Origin of the sequence: Serratia sp. szju, assembly GCF_044594185.1 — a bacterium.
Taxonomy (GTDB): Bacteria; Pseudomonadota; Gammaproteobacteria; order Enterobacterales; family Enterobacteriaceae; genus Serratia; species Serratia bockelmannii.
In genome coordinates, this window is the sequence record NZ_CP172576.1 from 4,092,656 (window position 1) to 4,113,790 (window position 21,135).

Consider the following 21,135-nt stretch of genomic DNA (forward strand, 5'->3'; position numbering starts at 1 on the left):
TTAATGGAGCTAATCAAATTGTATCTTATAACGGAAATAGTTCTTATTGTCATTTTCATCCTCATTATCAGTGCGATCTATAAAAACGCGAAGAAAAAAGGCGTGCGCACGTACCACATCGTTATGCTGTTCTTGATATTTCCCCTTGCCGTATTTTTAGACTACTGCCTGCAGCGCCAGGCGATCCTTTTGGATACGGCCGCCCTTAAAACCACGGCCAGTTATGGTTTGCCGATGGCGATTATTTTTTCGCTTGTTTTATCTATCACCTCTCGCAAGAAGGAGTTTAAATGAGAGCCTTAACGGAAGTTGAATTGTCATGTATTAACGGTTCTGACGGCAACGATTCTTATAATCCGACTTCGCTCATTGTCGGTAGCCTGAGCACAATAGCGAAATTACCCACCCCCGTATCCTTAGCCGTGGGCGTCGGGACGGAAATAGCTATTCAAGCCGCACCACACATGCCGGTTAACGTTGCTATTCCACAGGTTCCTATGGGCCCAACCTGGAATGGCAGTGGCGGTGGCCGCCCTTCACCTTCGTCTTCACTTTCAACACCGGATTCATCAAATTAAAAAAACAGTCTTATTATTCCTTGTGCAATAAGGCCGGGATTTAACTTACTCTGCACCAATAAAAATAACGATTAAAAAATGACAAAGCTCGCCATGCTTCACGAAAGCTTGATCCCTTTCGTCGCAAAAAAGACAGGTTCTCAATTACTCTGGCACAATGCATTAAGCCCTGCTGAACAAGACGAACTGAAAAAAGAGACCAGCTATCTCATCGAAGAAAATAATCGCCATGCTATTTTTGATGATGGTACGCCGCGCTTAAATGATGAAAAAGTCTTTTTCGCCGAACGTTATGGCGGCGGCGCTATTTCGCGCAACGGCGGCGGAGCACGCTGTGGCTTTGATGGGCGTTGGCAGGTTAAAGGTATTGGGGCTAATGCGTTAGTCGGTCAAGGGGCAAAGCATGTCGATGGCGAGTTGACGATGACCGGCGCAGTATTGGAGGCATTATGGGGGAACGTCATGGCCAAACTGCTGCCTTACGGTGCCGTGCCCAATAAGGCGATCTTGGTGACCGATAGCCCCTTAGCCGCCATCTCTCCTGAATCGGCGAGAAGTCCCCATAACCGCAAGGCGTTGCTGGTGCGTGAGCCCGTCGTGCGCCCTGCACATTTTTGCCGCGCACCCTACTATCATCCTCATGATGCGATGCAAAGGCAGCCTTCGGATATTCAGCGGGTCGAAAAGCTGATTGTCGCCGCGCCGGCTTTTCTGCCTCGTCCCCCGGAGTTTGACGCCGCAAGCTGGTTGGCATTGTCCCAGGAAGAACAAGCATTCTACGGGCTCTGCGAGCTTGCCCGGCGTCTCGCGACGCAGATCGCGTACTGCCGCACCCGGCATTTGGTGATGATGACCTCACCCTCCAATTGCGATATGGCCGGTAGGCTGCTGGACTTTCATGGTGTTCGCAGTGTTTTTCCCGCAGAACGTCGCGATCCCGGGCGCAGCTACATTCAACACAACAAGCTCAATGAAGACGCCCCTTTGTTGCTGAGAGGCTTGCAAGATCTCGCTTTTTATTTAGCCAAGCATCAATTCGGCCCGGCATTTCTCGCGGCAGCGCACCAAGGCATCGGTGCGGCCTTCAACATGGCCTATAAACGAGCCTGCCTGCTGGATAATCTCGGTATGGCGGGTTTTGACCCTGCATTTTTACAACGCCTGCCTCTCACCGCCGAGTGGTTCGCCTTAGGCGAACGCTTGCAAAAAATGTTCGATTTGGCTCCCGGCGTCTTTACCCGTCGACAAGGTCTTGGCCTGGGGAATGCTCATCCGGCGATTGCCCTATTGCACCGGCTCATCGACGCACCCGTAAGGGTTCCCGCCGAACAACAGGGTACGACCGCGGAGGAGAGATTTTCTCTGGCGTTCCGTCGGTTATACGCGCAATACCTTCAGGAAACATCAGCAGCTCAAACCTCCGCCGGATTACAACTGGCGATGAAGCAGACCGTCACCAGAAGGTTGGGTTCCCGCACGTTCATGCGCCGTGAAGTGATTTTTCAAGAAATTTCCGGCTGGCGCGGCGAAGTCAGCGAGATCACCGAACAATTGCAAACCTATCTCGACCGTTTCGAGCGCCAGGCGATCAACGTATTACAATAACAACGCTGAGGATATTTCGTGAGTTTTATCAAAGAAAACCAGCAGGGTAAAAGTAGGTTCAGTCAATACGAGAGCCTGGGCTTCGCCGTTAACTGTATGTTGATGAATAAAAATTACAGTTTGTACCATATAAAAACGTTGCAGCTATGGACTCAGGAAGCGATTAATCAAAACCAATTTAAAATATTATTCGACCATTTGGATAACCCGATAGGGTATATAACCTGGGCCTACCTGAAAGATGAGACGCTGAGTCGATTTATTAACGATCCGCAGTTTCTTCTCCATAACTCAGAATGGGATGAGGGCGGTACGCTGTGTATTTTAGATTTTTGCTGCAAGCCAGGCAGCGCGCATTTATGTTTGGAACACCTTAAAAGAGTTCACCCCATCGTAGAACGCCGCACGGTTGTGTGGCGCTCCCGCCGAACGGGCAGACTGATGACTGTAAAAAATAAAGAAAAATAATTGTCAGGGATGAGGCAATGAGCAAACATCAATTACTGGATTCACAGGCAGGATTTTACTATGGCACCAAGATCGGCGATGATAAATCGAGCTATAATATCGCGGAATATGTCGAAATAAATCACACTCTCGATATCGCAAGAATGAAACGTGCTATTCATCGTGTCATCAGCCAAACCCCTACGCTGCACGTTCTGTTTGATGAGGATAACGGCACGCCTTATCAATATTCCGTCACCGCCAATATCTCAGTGGAATGGGTAGATCTTTCGCAGAGCGCCAACGATATGGCCACCGCTATCGAATTAATGGAAGCGGATGCTAAGCGCCCCTTCTCGCTGAACGCAGCGCCGTTATTCAGACAAAAAATCATCAGGCTGGGTGAGAAACGCTTTCTGTGGTATTTCTGCAGCCACCATCTGCTGCTTGATGGTTACGGTACTTATTTGCTGATCCATCAAGTGGCGCAGGCCTACCGAGACCAGACACAACAACCGCAAGACGTACCGGCGATCGATGCCTTGCTCAGGGCTGAATCTGAGTATAAACAGTCAGCCGCCTATCAAGCAGACCGACATTTTTGGCAAGCGGCCAGCGCCTCACTGCCAGACCCGATGACATTAGCCTGCGCCAATATTCCCTCGGGACAGACCATCCGCCATGTGACGTCGTTGCCCTATCCTGCCGAGCGGCTTGCGCTGCAAACCGAACATCCTTCCTGGCTGGCGCGCACTTTTGTAGCGGTGATGGCGTATTTATACCTATGTACCGGCGAGAAGCAGCAAACGATCGGCGTCCCTATGATGGCGCGAACAGACGCCCTGTCGAGGCAGGCGCTAACCTGCAAGACCAACGTTGTTCCTTTGACTCTCGATATTGAGGACACCGCCTCATGCCGACAGTTGGCGCAAACCATTGAACACGCGCTCAAGCAACTCAAGAAACATCAAGCGTTTCGTTACGAAGAGATAAAAAGTCTGAGGAGCGTCGCCAGCCGCTCGCCGTTGTTCAACATCGTGGTCAATATCATTCCCTTTGAAGCGGCAGCCTCATTCTCTCCCGCTCAGCGTAGTGAAATCCGTAACTTACGCTCAGGAGGCGCGCAGGATCTGGTCTTCAACATGCGTCCCGATCTCGATAACCAAACGCTGCGGCTGGAGATCGATGCCGACTCAGGGCTTTACGATGCGGCCAGTCTGGTGCGGCACAGCCAGGGGATACAGACCTTGTGCACCTTGCTGTACGACGATCCGGAAAATCTTTCCGTCGCGGCATTGCGACAACGTTTCCCGCTCTCGCTGCTGGGTAAAACAGCCAACGACAACGTGGTCGATATCATGCAGCGTATCGATCGTGCCGTCGTTCAAGCGCCGCAACGCACGGCGATCCTCACGCCTGAACACGCTTCGTCATCGCTCAGAACGCTGTCTTATGCCGTTTTGCAGCAGCAGTGGCGTGCGCTGGCCGATGTCCTGGCTCCCGTTCGCGCCGCACATACCGTACTGTTGCTCGACTTGCCGCAAGGGCCGGAGGCCATCATCTGCATGCTTGCTGCGTTGCAATTGAAAATGCCCTTCGTCAACCTGAATGCCAAAGGGGATGGAGCGGCTTACCGTCAACTGCTTGAACAGTTTAGCGACGCTATCCTGATTACCGATCGCACGCGTCCCTCCGTTCATTCCGAGCCTGGCGCATTGGCGCATTGGCGCGCATCGACACTCAATATGCCGACGGATTTCGCACACTTCACCGTGTTTCGCCGGCAAACATCGACTGAGGCGCCGGCGTTCCCGGTCGGTACCAGCTATATCATGTTTACCTCCGGTTCGACGGGAATGCCTAAAGGCGTGATAGGCGCCCGACATGCTCTCAACGTTTTTGTCGATGCGGCGATAAAATGCTATGGCATTCAACCGCACGAACGCGTGTTGCAATTTGCGCCCTTGCATTTCGATGCCTGCATCGAAGAAATTTTCATGACGCTGGGGGCCGGCGCCCACCTGTGTATCGCCCCCGAGACCGTCAAGCACAGCTTTGCCGCTTTCTTCACATTCTGCGACGATCATCAAATCAGCCTGTTGGATCTGCCGACCGCCTACTTTAATGAAATGCTGTTCGCCTCCGGCGGTGAACAGACGCTACCGCCGGCCGTCACTACCGTTATCATCGGCGGCGAAAGCCTTTCACCGCGAGCCAAAGAACGCTGGTTCGCGCACTACCCCAAAGGCAGGAAGTTATTCAACTCCTACGGCCCAACCGAAACAACCGTGGTGGCGACGGCCGCAGAAATCAAAAACGATGGCGCCGCCGTGACGATAGGCACACCGCTGGATGGTATATACACGGCGATCGTCGGCGAGGATCTCAGGCCGTTGCCGCTCGGCTGCAGCGGCGAATTACTGATAGCCGGAGCGACCGTCGGCCTGGGATATTGGCATCAGCCAACGCTGAGCGCGGAAAAGTTCGTCACCCTTGAGGCCAACGGCCATCTCATGCCCGCCTTTCGTACCGGCGATATCGCCTGCCAGCGCCAAGATGGGCAGTTGGTGTTCCTTGGCCGCAAAATTCGTGAAGCGAAAATCGCCGGGCAGCGCGTCAATATGGGTGAGATAGAAAGCTGTCTGGCCCGCTTGCCCTCCATTGTCGAGATTGCCGTACTGGCCAAAAGCGGCGACGCGGGAACGGAACTGTACGCGCATTATCACAGCCGGCAGCCGCTCAGTGAGGCAATGCGCCGCACACTGTACGGCGAACTGCCCAATGCCCATATTCCTCAGCGCTTCGTGCATCATCCAACGCCGCTGGTCAAACTGGCTAACGGCAAGATTGATTATCGCACCCTGGAGAGACAATCCCGGATGCCTGAACCCACACGGGAGTTGCGTTCGACGACATTCAACACCCTGGTGCATGAAGTTTGGCTGGCGACGCTGGGCAGTGACGATGGTGACTTCTTCACGCTCGGCGGCGAGTCCCTGCAGGCCATAAAAATCATTAACGTGCTTAACGCCCACTGTCGGTTGGATCTGAACCTGAGCGACATTCTTGAACATCCAAGACTCGCCGATTTCTGCCGACACCTGACGCAGTTGGCCCATGCACGCTATGGTCTGGATCCGCAGCATCTGGACATCCGTTGCGCTATCGGCCGCTGTCTATCAACCGAGGCGCCGACCAGCAGCAGGCTGTTTATTCAATCTCCCGAAGGCACAGATGAACGGCTTTTATTGGCCGCCCTCGCCGACAAACGCGGTGTGGACATTCTGTCACCGCAGGCGCTGCCGTTGCCTGCTGAATGGTCGCTGAACGCGGCCATATTCAACGTACCGAACGAAGCCACTCAATATGCCAGTTGGCTCGATGCACTTTCGGCCCTGCTGCACACCCTGCCCGGCCGAGTTAACCACATGATCTTTATGCATGATACGGCCGGCGGAGCCAGACTCACGCAAGGCCTGCTACGCGATTTCCGGCATGAGCGACTACTGTTGCTGCATAAAGTCGATGCGCGCCGCCAAGCCGTCGACGCCGGCGTTACAGAGTTGATAGCCCTCTCTGCGCGGCTGGGTTATTTCCCGCACATTCGGTTCGATACGGCCAATGAGCGATTGAACGGCTGCGTACTGAGGATCTTCGGTTTCGATGATGGCGAGAATATCGACCATCGCGCCGCCTTCACAATGGCGCAGCGGAGAAACCCGGGAGTGCAGTTGTGTAGCTTAGCGCATTGGCTGAATTTGATTTCCGCCCACAGCGACAAACGCCCGAATAAAAGCGGTCGAACAGCGAAAACTATCGACGTCAACATGGAAGGAGCGCACTGATGAGCGTCATCGGCTTGATCAATCTGATGGAAATGGCGAAACAGGGAGCAAAATTCGGCGAGCTGTCGCCTCGACGCCAAACCATCGAGCATGTTGACGCCGCCGCACTCAGTGCGGTGCAGGAAGACATTACCGCATTTTTATCTGTCTGTACGCCAGACAATTCAGAGCGGCACACCGGCGAGAAGCCTTGTTACACCGTCAATCACTACGCGGGCCAATACCTGTGGCTGTATGAAAACTTCACCAAGAACAGCCCGCTGTATAACATTCCGATCGCTAAAGAGATCCTGGGGCCCTTTGAACCCGAGCGTTTGCTCGCCGCGTTGAAAAAACTGCTCAAGCGGCACGGTGCGCTTTGCGGCCGCTACCGGCTAGACGGTGAAGCCATCACCGTTGACATCGTGCATCCTGATGAAACCATTTTCGAACACAGCCTCGAGGACATCAGCAGGCTGAACAGTGAAGAGCAGCAAGAAAATATGCTGGCGGCGCTTAACGCCCAGTGTACGATTCCGTTTGACCTCGCGGCTGAGTATCCCCTGCGCTGCCGGATCTTGAGAAAGAGCGCGCAGCACCACTATCTGTTCTTGACCTTCCACCATTGCGTGGTCGACGGCTGGACGGCCAATTTGCTGGTGGATGAACTGAGCCGTGACTATCAAGCGTACGAAGAGCATTGGCATTATGACAACGGTCAGGCGTTTTTCCGCTATCTTGAAGACCCTTTCCTCGCCGTCGCCAATGTCGATGACAGCATGGCGTTTTGGCGCGATGAACTGGATGGTGCGCCGGAAAAACACGCGCTTGAATACGATATCGCCATCACCGCGGGAGGCAAAACACAGAATATCGTCAGAACATCGCTGACGAACGAACTGCAGCCGGCCCTGGCCCAGTTAGCCAAACATAACGGTACGACGCTGTTTACGCTGTTGCACTCCGCCTTCGCGTTACTGATTGCCAGAGAATCGGCGACGGATCGCGTAGTCATCGGTAGCCCGATCGCCAACAGGAACGAGCCGACGTTAAACGACGCCGTTGGCAGCTTCGTCAACACGATCGCTCACCAATTTATCATCACTGGCGACGACAGTTTCACCGCGCTGCTGCAAAAGAACGCCAATAAATTTGCGCGCGCTTTCAAACATCAGGGATTGCCCTTCTCTTACCTGGTTGAACAACTCAAGCCCACGCGCGGCAAGTTCCACCCCATTTTTCAAATCATGTTCGTCTGCCAACATCGCAAAAGCAACGAGCTAAATCTTGGCGGTGCGCAGGTTAACACCCTGCCAAGACGCTATGCGCCGCCCAAGTTTGATCTGGTTCTGGAAGTGATTTCCGGCGCAGAGGGCATTCAATTGGAGTGGCAATACAACGCCAAGCTGTTTACGCCGGAGCGTATTAACGGATTGGCGCAAGCTTACGCATTGCTGTTGCAGCAAATTGCCTGCGATCCTTCGCGGGCCGTCGACCACTATTCGCTGGCGCCAATGGCCGATAACCGGCAATTGCGGCAGCTCTCCGTCGGGCAGGCGATGCCGGTATGCTTGCGGCAACCTCTTTCCGATCGGCTGTTACGCGCTGCCCACCAGCATGGGGATCGCCCGGCGTTGTTCGAGGGAGATCAGGTGTGGCATTACGATCGGCTATTGCGGCACGCCGGCCTCGTGGCGCATTGGCTGAACGCCCATACCGCCCCTGGCACACTCATCGCCATCGATCTTCCACGCGGCGCTCATCAAGCTATTGCGGCGCTCGGCGTGATCCTCGCCGGACGCGCCTACTTGCCGTTGGCCGAAGGATTACCGGATGCCCGCGTAGCGGCCATTATGCGAATATCGGGTTGCGTCTGGGTTTTGAGCAATCGGGCTCACCATCGCGCCCGCTATCCGCAGACAACCCGCGTTCAGGATCTGGAGGCGCTGTTTTCTCCCCCTGCCGCAGGCACAGCAACCTTCCCATCAGGCGAAGCGGAAGCACTCGCCTATGTCATTTATACATCGGGGACGACAGGCACGCCAAAAGGCGTGGCGATGGAACACGGCGCCGTCACCAATACCTTGCTGACCATGAATCAACTGTTTAACGTTTCACATCGTGACAACGTATTGGCGCTCGCCGACCTGGCCTTCGATTTATCGGTCTATGACCTGTTCGGCAGTTGGCTAGCCGGCGCATCGGTAACCGTGTTATCGCCGCACGACGCTAAAGAGCCGTCAGCATGGCTACATGCGATACGCCAGCGGAAAATCAGCATCTGGAACTCGGTTCCCGCCATCTTGCAAATGCTGGTGCAATACTGCGCACAAGAAAACATCCTGTCGCTGCCTCAACTGCGGCATATCTGGCTGAGCGGCGATCGTATCTCTCCGCGGCTGATCGCCGAAGCACATCGGCTTTGCCCCAACGCCACCATCACCAGCCTTGGCGGTGCCACCGAAGGGGCAATATGGTCAATTTATCATCCACTTACACGAGATACGCACTACAGAAACGCCATCCCCTATGGAACCGCATTGCCGAATCAAAGCATGTGGGTGTTGAATGAAAAACTCGAGCCGTGCGGTTTCGGCGTTACCGGCGACATTTATATCGGTGGCGTTGGCGTTGCCCGCGAGTATTGGCGCGATAGGCAAACCACCGCCGGCAGCTTTGTTCTTCTCCCAACCACCGGAGAACGCGTGTACCGCACCGGCGATCGTGGCCGTTGGCATCGCAGCGGTTACATCGAATTCCTCGGCCGCGAAGACCAACAGGTGAAACTGCAGGGTTTTCGCGTCGAATTGGGTGACGTCGAATTCGCGCTCAAAAGCAGCGAACTGGTCGCTGAAGCGTGCGTCGTCTGTCGCGATGAAACCAGGAACGGCACACCGTATCTGGAAGCCTATATCACATTGACCGAGGCGGGGAAAGCCAGCGTCCAGGCGGAGCAAAGAATACGCGAGCAGGTTACGGCCGCATTGCCCGCATATATGGCGCCATCCCACTATCATCTTATTGAACGTTTCCCGCTTTCACGCAACGGCAAATTGGATCGCACCTTGCTATCGCCAGGCACCGAACGGAGTCAGGCCAGCGATGTTGTTCCCGCCGCGTCCGCGGAACTCATGCTGCTACGTGAGTTGTTGGCGGATACGTTAGGCTGTGATCCAGACAAGATCGACCCCTATGCCAGCTTCTTCAGCAATGGCGGCAGCTCGCTTTCCGGCATTACGTTTTTGGGTAACATCAAGCGCGCCCTTAATGTGGAATTAACCCTGGCGGAAATCCTTGGCTACTCACAGCTCGATAAACTTGCCGAGCGTCTGCGCGATAACGCGCCCCTGCCGTTATCGATGTTGTCCGGCGCAGCCGATCGCCCCTCTCTGCCCACCTTGTATTTGGTGCATGGTGCCGGTGGCCAGGTACATCAATATGCAAAGTGGATAAAACAACTTTACGCCTGCGCCAACATCATCACCATCGCCAGCCCGGGGTTGGCCGCGCCAGGCGCAGACGACACACTCACCCTGCAGCGATTGGCCGCCTCCCATTTGGCGGCCATACCGCGTGCCAAACGCGACACTGCCGTTATCGCCGGCTGGTCATTGGGCGGCCAATTAGCTGTCCATATGGCGGCGCAGGCTACGGAACAAGGCGCGCCCTTTGCGCATGCGGTGCTTGTCGACAGCGGTTTGCCCGCCCAGCACCCCTCAGTGAATCGAGGTTTCAGCGTGGCGCAAAGTTATCTCAGCCTGTTCGACTCTCTCGGTATTGCGCGCCATTTGTGTCGGCATCAAGAAACGAACGCGATAGACAGCTTCGCCAACGAGATAAAAATGCACTATGCGCTGAATCAGAGCGTGCTTGCGGAGAAGATCACGCTGGAACATGCCGAAGCCTTTTGTTGGGCGCTGAAAAAATCCTTTGATCTGACGAATAACGCCGGCCCTCTGCCACAGATAGCGATACCGCTGACGCTTTGGCTCAGCCAGCAACGTCAGCGTAAACACCCCAATCTTGCACAACGCTGGGAGAGGCAATCCTCTCATGACGTTCAACTCAATTATTGTGCAGAAACGCATTACAGCATTTTAAACAACGCTCAACTTCTTCGAGCGCTGACGCGGATGCTGCGCGCGTTGTCCACATCATTGGAATAACGCGAGAAGATACCCCTGGCCAATCAAACCTATCGAGGCACTGATGAAATTACCCAGCAGTTGGATTTTTTTGTTCTGCTTTTACTACACATTCATGGATATTTTTTATTCGTTATTTTTTTCCGAAGACAGGAGGTTTACCAGCACAATCATTCAATCCTTTATCTTTTCAACCTTGCTAGTGGCATTTTTCTGGTATCGGAAAACTGCAAAAACCAAAAACCAATAATATAAGGAAGTCGTTATGAGAGAACTTACGATTAATGAAGTGAACTTTATCGCAGCCGCTGGGGATTTCAGCTATGCGGAACTGGGCGGGGCCGTCGCGGCCGGCGCGGTTGGTGGCGCGATGACCGGCGCCATGGCTGGCGGTGTCGGTGCCGGCCCAGGCGCTGTTGCCGGTGCCGTTATCGGTGGTGCCGCCTATACCGCAGGCAAAATGGTGGAATCCATGTTGGGTGGCAATAAACAAACATCGACGAACAATCCTGCCGACAGTAACTAATACAGGAAGATTCGTGTTCATCATATGAAAAAGTCACTTATTGTATTGTTCGCCATTTTAATTGGGCTTGTTGCTGGCACGATTGCGGATTATTTCACCCTCAATCGCTTCTTGAAATACGCCCTTATCGCCGTTGCCGTTATCGGCACGCATAAATTGCTCAATAGCGATCGCGGGCAACGCTCGGCATGATAAACGTGGCTTATTTGAAAATTTAATGATTAAGGAGCAAATATGCGCAATCTTACCTCTGAAGAATGTTCAATCATTTCCGGTGCAGGAGATCGCAGCGGTACATTGACGGTTTCCGCGGAAACGGTCGGCGCAGCGATCGGCGGTGGCATCGGCTCTATCGGTGGCGTGGCGGGCGGCGTTGTCGGCACCATTGTCGGCGGTGCTGTCGGTAACTATGTCACCGGCGATCGTGCCCCCGGCTCTGTTGGCCCATCAGGCATTCCCTGGGGCGGGAGCAACGGCGGCGGTACCATGTGGGGGAACAACAACAATACCGATTCGAACTGATCGGGGCCCTGCCAGCCACACGGCTGACCTCCCCGGTTAACGTTGGCTTCAGCGCCTAAAGCGTCATTTCATGCCAGGGTTATCGTTATGATAACCCTTTTTGTCATGGGCCCACCACAGGGTGAGCAGCGCGGTTGGCGTAGCGAAAATGTCGAGATGAAGAAGCCAGGTGAAGCGAAGCTGACGTTACCCGAGTTGAATGACTCTATCCGCAGAGGCAATCGTCGATGGACGGTGCGCAATAATCACGCGGGTAATGTTCAGTTGTGAAATAGCGCGGTTAATATGTGTTTCATTATCGAGATCCAAGTGGCTGGTCGCTTCGTCCATAAACAGAATGCTGGGGCGACGGTAGAGCGCACGGGCTATCAATAAACGCTGTTTCTGTCCGCCAGAAAGGCTTCCCCCCAATTCGCCGATCAATGTTTCGTAGCCCATCGGCATGTTTTGAATATCATCATGCATATTGCAACGCCGTGCGCACGCCTCAATACGTTTCAGATCCATTTCGGCGTCAAATCCTGAAATATTTTCAGCGATAGATCCCGCCAGCAGCTTGTCATCTTGCAGCACGCAAGCGATACATTGGCGATAATTATTAACGCCAATGTTGCTGATATCCATACCATCGACCAGCACGGCTCCTTCATCCGGCGACAGCAACCCACACATTAACTTCATCAATGTGGTTTTACCCACGCCGGAGGGGCCGACAATCGCCACGCTTTCTCCCGCGGCAATGCTGAGATTCAAATCCGTGATAATGGGTTTCGCCAAACGATCATACTGGTAGCGCAGATTCCGCACCTGAAGCTCTGCGGCGTTGCCTTTTGTGAAGAGCTGACGCGCGGGCATTTGCGGTTCCGGTGACGAAAGCACAATGTCCGCCACCCTTTCATTGTGCAAGCTTAACATTCGCAGCTGAAGCATCATGTCGATCAAGCTGCTGGCACGCTCCGAGAACTGCCCACGGTAGGCGTTAAACGCGATAAACATGCCGATCGTCATTTGATTGTCTATGACCAATGCCGCGCCGAGCCAAAGGATGATCACCTGATCGCAGGTGGCAATAAACGCCCCCAAACCGCCAAACATCATGTTTAACTTGGTCAGCTTGATACCCGCATTGATCGTTTCTACGTTTAGATTCAGCCAATACTGTGAACGGGTTTCAGATAACCCCAACGCCTTTAACGTACTGATGCTATATAACGTCTCCATGAAATGAGACCCGGCCCGCGCGCCCTTCACCAACTGCTCTTCCGACAGCTGCCGATAATGTTGATAAGTCGACAGCCTGAGAATGACGTATATCGCCGTAAAGCCGAGCACCACCCAAACTAACCAGCCGCCATAGAGCAGCATCATGACAAATACCCCGACAGACATGATGCCATCAATAATGCTGCTGACGATGCTGGTAGTGAAAGTCGCTCTTATCGTATCCAATGAGCCGAAACGGGATTGAATATCACCCAACTTGCGCTTCTCAAAGAAGGAAAGCGGCAATTTCATCAGATGATCAAACACTCCCGCCTTCCATTGCACGTCTATCAACGCGCCCATGACGATAGAGATCCACGAGCGCAACATGGATACGCCGGTGCGGAATAAAATAAAGAACAGCAATCCTATACATATCAGCGCTAAAAGATCATGATCGCCGGCCAAAATCACATGGTCCATGACCAACTGCGTACCAACGGGCAACAGCAGATTAACCGCTTCAATCACGATCGACAGACAGAAGATCTTTAGCAAGGCTCCCTTGAGGCCGCGCACATTGCTCATCAGCTTACGAAAGCGCAATCTGCTTTGCTGTTTGATCGGCTGAAATTCACTGTCTGGCCATAGCTCAAGCGCTACGCCGGTAAAATGCCGCGACAGTTCATGCAACTCCAGCACTTTACGGCCAAAGGCAGGATCATGGATCACCGCCCGCCCTCGGCTGACACTGACAAGCACCACGAAATGCTTCATGTCCCAATGCAGAATACAGGGCATTTTCAACGCCTTAAGCTCATCGATATTCAGCGATAACGCTCTGGATTGCAGCTTGAGTGCGCTCGCGATGTCAATCAACGCGGAGAGCGTCGCCCCGCGTGAAGAAAAGCCGTAGCGGCTGCGCAGATTAAACAGATCGATTTGCAAACCATGGTAATGGCATACCATCGCTAAACTGGCCAGCCCGCATTCCGAGGCTTCAGTTTGCAGGATCTGCGGCACTTTGCGGCGCAGCGACAAATTGAGTTTGCCCTTTAGCGCGTCTAAATAAGATTCAGTCATTGATTGGCCCCATCAGGCTGTTTTTCATATCGTAGAAAGGTGAGAACATCCATTGATATAGAGGCCTTTCTTCCAGAAACAGCGTGGATTGAGCCCGCATGCCGTTAGTGAGCTGCAACGCTTTGCCCTGGTAACTGACATGCGTTTTATCCAGGGAAACGGTCACCTTGTAAAAAGATGCCGTTTGCGCGCTGGGTTGATGCACGGGAGAACTGCTGTAAGTTGACATTTCTTGAATGGAGGCCGGTACATAAGCGATGCTTTCTATTCTGCCGGGAAACTGACCGAACTTCTCATAAGGGAAAGCGTCATAGCGAATGTTAATGCCGTCCCCCGCTGAAACATAAGGCACACTGGTGTTCGGCAACCATAAAACTAGCTGATAAATCGCGCCATTACGTGGAATAATCTGTACCAAGCTGTCACCGCTATTGACCATCTGACCCGGCGTAACGCTGAGAGACTCAATGCGGCCATCGCTTGGGGCGTTCACGATCAATGCGCCGCTGGCATCGGCTTCCGCTAACTGCCGTTGCAAATCATTGCGCTGAAACTGGTACTGCGAAATTTGGTTATCAAAATCTGCCGCGCGCGTAACGATGTCACTTTCCAAATTCGTAATTTGCAACGACTCCTGAATGTGTTGACTATGCAGGTTTTGGAACAGACTTTGTTGTTGATAAAATGAATAGGTTTGCCCGCTAAGCTGATCCTTGGTAATCAGACCGCGTTGCTGATATTCCTTATAGGAACGCATGTTGTCCTGAGCAAATGCCACCCCCTCTCGTGCATTATCCAACAGCTGTTTGGACTGCATATGCGCCAATTCATACTGTTTTTTTTGCGCGCGTAGATTTTCCAGCGTCATACGCTTGTTGTCTTGCAACTTAAGAATGATGCTGTCGACATGTTTTAACTGGTTTTCAAGCGCCAGGCGCGTATTGGCGCTCACTTTCCCGTTATCCGTCACTCGGCTGACATCAATCTGATAAAGACGCTGGCCTTTTTTAACCACATCCCCCACTTCGACGAAGCGTTCCGAGATAAAACCCTGTTGGGGCGCAAACACGTTGACTGAGCGGGGGAAGGTGGTGATTTCACCATAAACATTAATGCGGCGTGTATAATGACTGAATATAAGAAAAGAGAGGAAAACAAGAATAAATAAAAACGATAAAAGACCAAAGCACCAGGCAGGCAAGCCGTTTATCAATAAAGCCTTACCCGCCCATTTCGCCCGCTGATGATCCGTGGCTTCCTGTCGAAACAAATCACGCATGACATCCCTTTCCAGAAATAAAATTCAAGCCAGCCTTGGCTCGTAAAATGCGGAAGCATATCGAAAAACAGCAGCAGAGATTAAAACAGATCTGTTGTTTTTAATTAGCGATATCGTAAAGATAATTATTCTCATTATGATATCGAGCGTTCCGAATAAATGCAATGTTTTTTACGCACTTACCCAGCCACATAGCCGTATATCACTATGCATATCGATAAAAAACCAATAAAGAGCCTCCTAATCAAATAACTCTATTCATTCTATCTCTCGCCATATGTAATAGGCAGCGGCGTGACCGCCGGATCGAGCAGCAATGTGGATAAACGCATCAAATCGAAACGCCTCCATGTCCACGGAATAAGGTCTCGGGGAATGGCTCCCTCTGAGTCACCTCCTAGCTTAGGGCAGTTGGCAGTTTGAGAAAAAACAAGTGATTAGACGTGAGCCGCCTCGCCGACCTGCTGTATCAGAAAGGTCAGCAGCGCGCGCGTTTTGGCCGGCAGATAGCGGCGGCCGGGATAAACGGCATACAGCTGCAGCGGCGCCGGCGGCAGTGCCAGCGGCACCTCAACCAAACGGCCATCGGCCAGAAACGGCCGGCAGCCGAGCTCGGAGAGCATGGCGAACCCCACGCCGGCCAAGGCCGCCTTCAGCGCCATTTCCCCGCTATTGACGCGATAGCGCGCATTGACCGGGACGGTAACGAAGGTTCCGTCCGGGCGGACGAACTGCCACGGCATGCCCTTCAGCGCATCCACCGTGCTGATGCAGGGCAATTGCGTGAATTGTTCAATCTCCGACGACGGCGACCACTGCGCCAGCAACGCCGGAGCGGCCACCACGATGCAGGGGAAAGACGCCAGCGGCTGCGCGACATAGTCGCTGTCGTCCAGCATGCCCCGGCTGATCATCACCGCCAGATCGACATCGTCGAGCAGCGACGTCATACCCGCCAGGTTGGTCACGCAGCTGATTTCGATCTGCGGATGCTGCAGGGCGAACGCCGCCAGCGGCTCGCCCAACAGGTATGGCCCCACTTCATTGGGCACGCACAGGCGCAGCGGCCCACGCAGCTGTTGCTGCCGTTCGCTGAGGGTTTGCGCGGTGTGTTCCAGCGACGCCAGCAGCGGCTGGGTGCGTTCATGCAACAGCTGGCCGTTCGGCGTCAGCCGCATCGAGCGAGTGCTGCGTTCGAGCAATCGCTGCTCGAGCTGGCGCTCCAGCTGAGAGATATAGCGGCTGACGTTGGAGGTCGGCATCGCCAGCGCCCGCGCCGCCCCGACGAAGCTGCCTTGCTCCACCACCGCCACGAAGATGCGTAACAGGTTTAAATCCAATTTATCGCGCATGATTATCCCTGATTTGATAACAAACCATGCCATTTCTACCATCTAATCCCGATCAACGCCAAGCGCTACACTGCCGGCCTGACTCTGCAACCGATAGATGCTTATGACACCCACGAGAAAGCTGACGGCGATAGCGCTGGTCATCGCCTTTATTCAGTTCACCAACGCACTGGAATACATGGTATTCAACCCGATATTCCTCTACATGGCCGCCGACTTTTCCGTGCCCGTCAGCTACGCCGGCTATGTCAGCGCGGCCTATACGCTGGCGGCGGTGATTTCCGGCATCGGCGCATTTTTCTGGATCGGCGGCGTTGAGAAGCAGCGCTTTCTGATGCTCAATGTCACGCTACTGGCCGTGACCACCTTATTGATCGCCACAACCCAGCAGTTTTACTGGCTGTTAGCGCTGCGGCTGCTGGCCGGGCTGTTGGGCGGCACCACGATGGGCGTCGGGATCGGCTTGCTGCTCAACGCCGCGCCGGCCGCGCTGCACGGCAGAATGCTGGCGACGGTGATCGCGTCTTTTTCGCTGGTGAGCATTGTCGGCATGCCGGGCATGCTGTACCTGTGCGAAGTGGCAAGCTGGCGCGTTGCGCTGGCGGCTATCGGCGGGCTGTGTCTGCTGGCGGCGGTGTTGGTGGCGCTGTTCGTTCCCAGGGATGCGCCGCAGCCACAGGCTGCCGCGCCCGTCACGCTCGATCGCCGGTTGTTGCTGTTCGCCGCCGCCGCCGGCCTGACGCAGTTCAGCCCAATGCTGCTGATCCCGGTGCTGGCGCCGCTGCTCACCCAGCGGTTACAGGTGGCAGACGCGCATTTGTCCTGGCTATTTTTCATCGGCGGCGTGGCCGGTTATCTGGCGACCGTGCTGGCAGGCCGCTGGCTGCAACGCTTTGGTGCCGTGACGCTGACGGTGGGCGCCACGCTGTTGCTGCTGGGCAGCCTGTGGCTGGTGGCGCGCGGTGGCGATCGCGGTGAACTGTTCATGGTCGCGTTTCTCGCGGCGGCCTATGCGCGGCTGGTGGCGATCTCTTCCCTGAGCATGCGCTGGCCGGACAATCGGCAACGCGCCGCCTTCGGCGTACTGCAAACCGCCCTGATACACCTGAGCGCCACGGTGGCCTTCTTGCTCTCCTCCACGCTGCTGAGCGGCGGCCTCACCCCGCTCAGTTTGCAACGTCTGTTATGGCTGTGCGCGCTGAGTGCCGTCGCCGTCGCACCGCTCAGCGTTTGGCTGCAGGCGCGGCTGTGTCAGCGCGACGCCTCATAAACCACCTTACCATTCACATAGGTGCGATAAATGTTGCGATCGTCTCCCAGGGTCATCAGCACGAACCCTTGCTCCGCAGACGTGGCGCTGTTGGCGTAGCGCAACTGCTGCAGCGGCGTGACCGCCGGATCGAGCACCACGAAATCCGCCTCTTTGCCGACGTTGAAGTTGCCGATTTTGTCGTCCAGCGACAGCGCGCGGGCGCCGCCCAGGGTGGCGTGATAGAACGCTTCTACGGCAGAGAGCCGGTAATGCTGCAGCTGGCCGACCTTGTATGCCTCGCCCAGCGTGCGCAGCATATTGAAAGTGGTGCCGGCCCCTACGTCGGTGCCGATACCGAGCTTCACCCGCTTGCGCCAGGCCTGCTGCAGGTCAAACAGCCCGCTGCCGAGAAACAGGTTGGAGGTGGGGCAAAAGGCGATTGCCGAGCGGGTCTCGCACAGGCAGTCCCACTCCTGCTCCTCCAGGTGCAGGCAGTGGGCGAACACGCTTTTGCCGCCGGTCATGCCGTAGCGGTGGTAAACGTCCAGATAGCTTTGGCTCTGCGGGAACAGCGCTTTTACCCAGGCCACTTCCTGCGGATTCTCGCTCAGGTGCGTCTGCAGCCAAACGTCGGGGAATTCTTCGCGCAGCCGCTGCACCTGCGCCAGCAACGCCGGCGTACTGGTGGGCGCAAAGCGCGGCGTAATGGCGTAACCGAGGCGGCCTTTGCCGTGCCAGCGTTCGATCAGTTCACGCGTTTGGCGGTAACTCTGCTCCGGCGTTTCCAGCAGCGCCTCCGGCGCATGGCGATCCATCATCACCTTACCGGCGATCAGGCGCATGTTCAGCGCTGCCGCCTGGCTGAACAGCGTATCGACCGACTGCGGATGCACGGTGCCGAACACCAGCGCGGTGGTGGTGCCGTTGCTCAACAACTCCCGCAGAAAGAAGGCCGACATCGCATCGGCGTGCTGCTCGCAGCCGTAACGGCTTTCGGTCGGGAAGGTGTAATTGTTTAACCAGTCCAGCAGTTGATCGCCATAGGCGCCAATCATTTCGGTTTGCGGATAGTGGATATGGGTATCGATAAACCCCGGTACGATCGGTTTGTCGCGATACTCCGTGACCGCGAAGCCCGGTGGCAGCAGCGCCTCGCCCTGCTGCCAGCTGCCGAACCAGACGATGACGCCGTCGTTCAGCAGCAGCAAACCGTCGGGAACATGCCGCAGGCGTTCCTCGAGCTGTTGTGGCGCCTCCACACAGGCGGCGATATCAAAAAAATTGCCACGAATAGCCGTGGTGAATTGCAGTGCCATTATTTTCTTCCTTGTGACGGCCGGCCAAGCTCACCCGCGTAATAACTTGCGATGATGAAACAAGGCCTTTTTTACCCAAACATAAAGACCGGATTAAGCATAGCAAGCCGTGTGCCAATAGGCGGTCATAAAATATATTTTTATTTAAAAACAGAGTGATACCAATTCAACCAAAGAAAAACAACCGATGAAAAAGAATAAAACGCGTGGCGGTCTTCAACGGCAGACGAATAGCAACCGTTTGCTTGCCGAAATAACACCGCGCCGCTGCACCTTTATTGGGCAAGCGGATAATTTCGCGGCCGTGACGTTTATTCCAACACGATGCAAAGCGGTCTGGCCCATTCCGCAGGCCACCCGACAAACTTGAAACGATAACCATTCTCAATTATCATCCGCGCATCTTTTTGACCAGCAATGCGAAAACCATGTCCGCCACCGCTTCCGCCCCGCACACCGCGCTATCGCGCCTTTACGCCACCCATCATGCCTGGTTGCAGGGATGGTTGCGCAGGCGGCTGGGCTGCGCGTTCGACGCGGACGATGTGGTGCAGGACACCTTCATGCGCCTGCTGAAAAGCGACGCCGCGGCGACCCTGCGCGAGCCGAAAGATTTTCTGGTCACCGTCGCCAAGCGGGTGATGGTCGATCTGTTCCGCCGCAGAACGCTGGAACGCGCCTATCTGGAGATGCTGGCGCTGATCCCGGAAGGCTACGCCCCGTCGCCGGAGCAGCGCCAGAGCCTGCTGGAAAGCCTGCAGCAGATCGACGCCATGCTCGATGGCCTGGGGCCGAAGGTAAAACAGGCCTTTCTGTTGTCGCAGCTCGACGGTCTGGGCTATGCGGACATCGCCGCGCGCCTCGGCGTGTCGGTCAGTTCGGTTAAAAAATACATGGCCAAAGCCACCGAGCATTGCCTGCTGTTCAGCCTCGAAAACGACATTTATTCATGAGCAACGCCATCACCCCCGAGCAGCGCCAGGCGCTGAAAATGGCCGCACACTGGTATGCCCTGCTGTGCGATGAGCACGTCACCGAACGCCAGCGCCAACAATGGCAAGCCTGGCACCAGCAGCATGACGATCACCGCTGGGCCTGGCAGCGCGTCGAAGCGCTGCAGAGTCAGTTGCAGGGCGTGCCGGGCAAGTTCAGCTACCGTGCGCTCGATCGCGCCGACCGCCAGTCGGCGATCGATCGCCGCACCCTGCTGAAGAGTCTGCTGTTGCTGCTCGGCGTGGGCGGCGGCGGATTCTTCTACCAGTCGCCGCTCGGCCGGGAGCTGCGCGCCGACTACCGCACCGCCACCGGCGAAATCAAACCCATTGTGTTAAGCGACGGCACCCAACTGGTGTTGAACACCGCCAGCGCGGTAGACGTGCATTACGACGATCGCCAACGGTTGATCCGCTTGCACGCCGGAGAAATCAGCCTGGTGACCGGACGCGATCCCCGGCCGCTGTGGGTACAAAGCCCGCAGGGGGCGATGCGCGCGCTCGGCACCCGTTTTTTGGTGCGCGAGAGCGACGGCGAAACTCGCCTGGCGGTGCTGGAACACGCGGTCGAGGCGCAGCTGGCGCAAGACGCGCAACAAAAGCGCCGGGTGAACGCCGGAGAACAGATCAGCTTCAGCACCACGGCCTTCAGCGACAAACAACCGGCCACGACGGAGGACGGCTGGCTGCGCGGCGTGTTGAGCGTCAGCCAGTGGCGGCTGGACCGGGTGATCGCCGAACTGGCGCGCTACCGGCGCGGCCACCTGAGCTGCGATCCGGCCGTCGCCGGCCTGCGCGTCAGCGGCAGTTTCCCGCTCAACGATACCGATCGCGCCCTCGCCCTGCTCAGCCAGACCCTGCCGGTGCGCCTGCAGAGCTTTACCCGCTATTGGCTGCAAATCGTCCCCGCCTGAATCTTTTTAAATAAAAATGATAAAAAATCGCATTCTTGATTGTCCCTTTTGCTTCGCTCATCCGACTCCCAGGAAAACACTGCAGCAATAAATAAAA

General features: G+C 55.2%; 16 protein-coding genes. 12 read left to right on the plus strand and 4 right to left on the minus strand.

Annotated elements, in window-relative coordinates; genetic code table 11:
• Positions 1–3 precede the first annotated feature (3 nt).
• From RE418_RS19285 to RE418_RS19320, 8 genes are all read left to right on the plus strand, one after another.
• A complete protein-coding gene (locus RE418_RS19285; RefSeq protein ID WP_025302735.1) occupies positions 4–294 on the plus strand; it encodes a hypothetical protein in 291 nt (96 codons plus the stop codon).
• 362 nt (positions 295–656) lie between these two features.
• A complete protein-coding gene (locus RE418_RS19290; RefSeq protein WP_089180869.1) occupies positions 657–2,183 on the plus strand; it encodes a hypothetical protein in 1,527 nt (508 codons plus the stop codon).
• An 18-nt stretch (positions 2,184–2,201) separates the two neighbouring features.
• Complete coding sequence (locus tag RE418_RS19295; RefSeq protein ID WP_043143242.1) at positions 2,202–2,651, plus strand: toxin-activating lysine-acyltransferase; 450 nt, start codon at positions 2,202–2,204, stop codon at positions 2,649–2,651.
• Positions 2,652–2,668: 17 nt separating this feature from the next.
• Positions 2,669–6,475, plus strand: coding sequence for an AMP-binding protein (locus RE418_RS19300; protein ID WP_089180868.1), 3,807 nt, complete (start codon positions 2,669–2,671; stop codon positions 6,473–6,475).
• Positions 6,475–10,620, plus strand: coding sequence for a non-ribosomal peptide synthetase (locus tag RE418_RS19305; protein WP_089180867.1), 4,146 nt, complete (start codon positions 6,475–6,477; stop codon positions 10,618–10,620). The genes RE418_RS19300 and RE418_RS19305 overlap by 1 nt, the downstream gene beginning before the upstream one ends.
• 244 nt (positions 10,621–10,864) lie before the next feature.
• The gene (locus tag RE418_RS19310) at positions 10,865–11,125 is read left to right on the plus strand and encodes a hypothetical protein (protein ID WP_016927848.1); all 261 of its coding nucleotides are present in this window, start codon (positions 10,865–10,867) and stop codon (positions 11,123–11,125) included.
• 24 nt (positions 11,126–11,149) lie between these two features.
• On the plus strand, positions 11,150–11,317 hold the full coding sequence (locus RE418_RS19315; protein ID WP_016927849.1) for a hypothetical protein: 168 nt from the start codon (positions 11,150–11,152) through the stop codon (positions 11,315–11,317).
• A gap of 105 nt (positions 11,318–11,422) precedes the next feature.
• A complete protein-coding gene (locus tag RE418_RS19320) occupies positions 11,423–11,647 on the plus strand; it encodes a hypothetical protein (RefSeq protein WP_154892309.1) in 225 nt (74 codons plus the stop codon).
• A gap of 186 nt (positions 11,648–11,833) precedes the next feature.
• Here the strand turns inward: RE418_RS19320 and RE418_RS19325 are convergent, their stop codons facing one another.
• From RE418_RS19325 to RE418_RS19335, 3 genes are all read right to left on the minus strand, one after another.
• Positions 11,834–13,933, minus strand: a complete 2,100-nt coding sequence (locus RE418_RS19325) for a peptidase domain-containing ABC transporter (RefSeq protein ID WP_016927850.1) — start codon at positions 13,931–13,933, stop codon at positions 11,834–11,836.
• The gene (locus RE418_RS19330; protein WP_049295529.1) at positions 13,926–15,212 is read right to left on the minus strand and encodes an HlyD family secretion protein; all 1,287 of its coding nucleotides are present in this window, start codon (positions 15,210–15,212) and stop codon (positions 13,926–13,928) included. Before RE418_RS19330 ends, RE418_RS19325 begins: the two co-directional genes overlap by 8 nt.
• 437 nt (positions 15,213–15,649) lie before the next feature.
• Positions 15,650–16,564 (minus strand): LysR family transcriptional regulator, encoded by a 915-nt coding sequence (locus RE418_RS19335; RefSeq protein WP_049295526.1) that lies wholly within the window; start codon positions 16,562–16,564, stop codon positions 15,650–15,652.
• A 103-nt stretch (positions 16,565–16,667) separates the two neighbouring features.
• Here RE418_RS19335 and RE418_RS19340 point away from each other — a divergent pair, with 103 nt between their 5' ends.
• The gene (locus RE418_RS19340) at positions 16,668–17,834 is read left to right on the plus strand and encodes an MFS transporter (RefSeq protein WP_213928090.1); all 1,167 of its coding nucleotides are present in this window, start codon (positions 16,668–16,670) and stop codon (positions 17,832–17,834) included.
• Here the strand turns inward: RE418_RS19340 and guaD are convergent.
• On the minus strand, positions 17,816–19,132 hold the full coding sequence (guaD, locus tag RE418_RS19345; RefSeq protein WP_197821831.1) for a guanine deaminase: 1,317 nt from the start codon (positions 19,130–19,132) through the stop codon (positions 17,816–17,818). The two genes, RE418_RS19340 and guaD, sit on opposite strands and share 19 nt — an antisense overlap.
• A gap of 187 nt (positions 19,133–19,319) precedes the next feature.
• On the opposite strand from guaD, the gene RE418_RS19350 reads away from it, so the two are divergent.
• The 3 genes from RE418_RS19350 to fecR are packed head-to-tail and all read left to right on the plus strand — an operon-like array spanning position 19,320 to position 21,038.
• Entirely contained in the window at positions 19,320–19,502 is a 183-nt protein-coding gene (locus tag RE418_RS19350; protein WP_127146125.1) for a hypothetical protein, read from the plus strand.
• 58 nt (positions 19,503–19,560) lie between these two features.
• Positions 19,561–20,085, plus strand: a complete 525-nt coding sequence (gene fecI, locus RE418_RS19355) for a ferric citrate uptake sigma factor FecI (RefSeq protein ID WP_049295523.1) — start codon at positions 19,561–19,563, stop codon at positions 20,083–20,085.
• Complete coding sequence (gene fecR, locus RE418_RS19360; RefSeq protein WP_060447217.1) at positions 20,082–21,038, plus strand: ferric citrate uptake sigma factor regulator FecR; 957 nt, start codon at positions 20,082–20,084, stop codon at positions 21,036–21,038. Before fecI ends, fecR begins: the two co-directional genes overlap by 4 nt.
• The last annotated feature ends 97 nt before the right edge of the window (positions 21,039–21,135 follow it).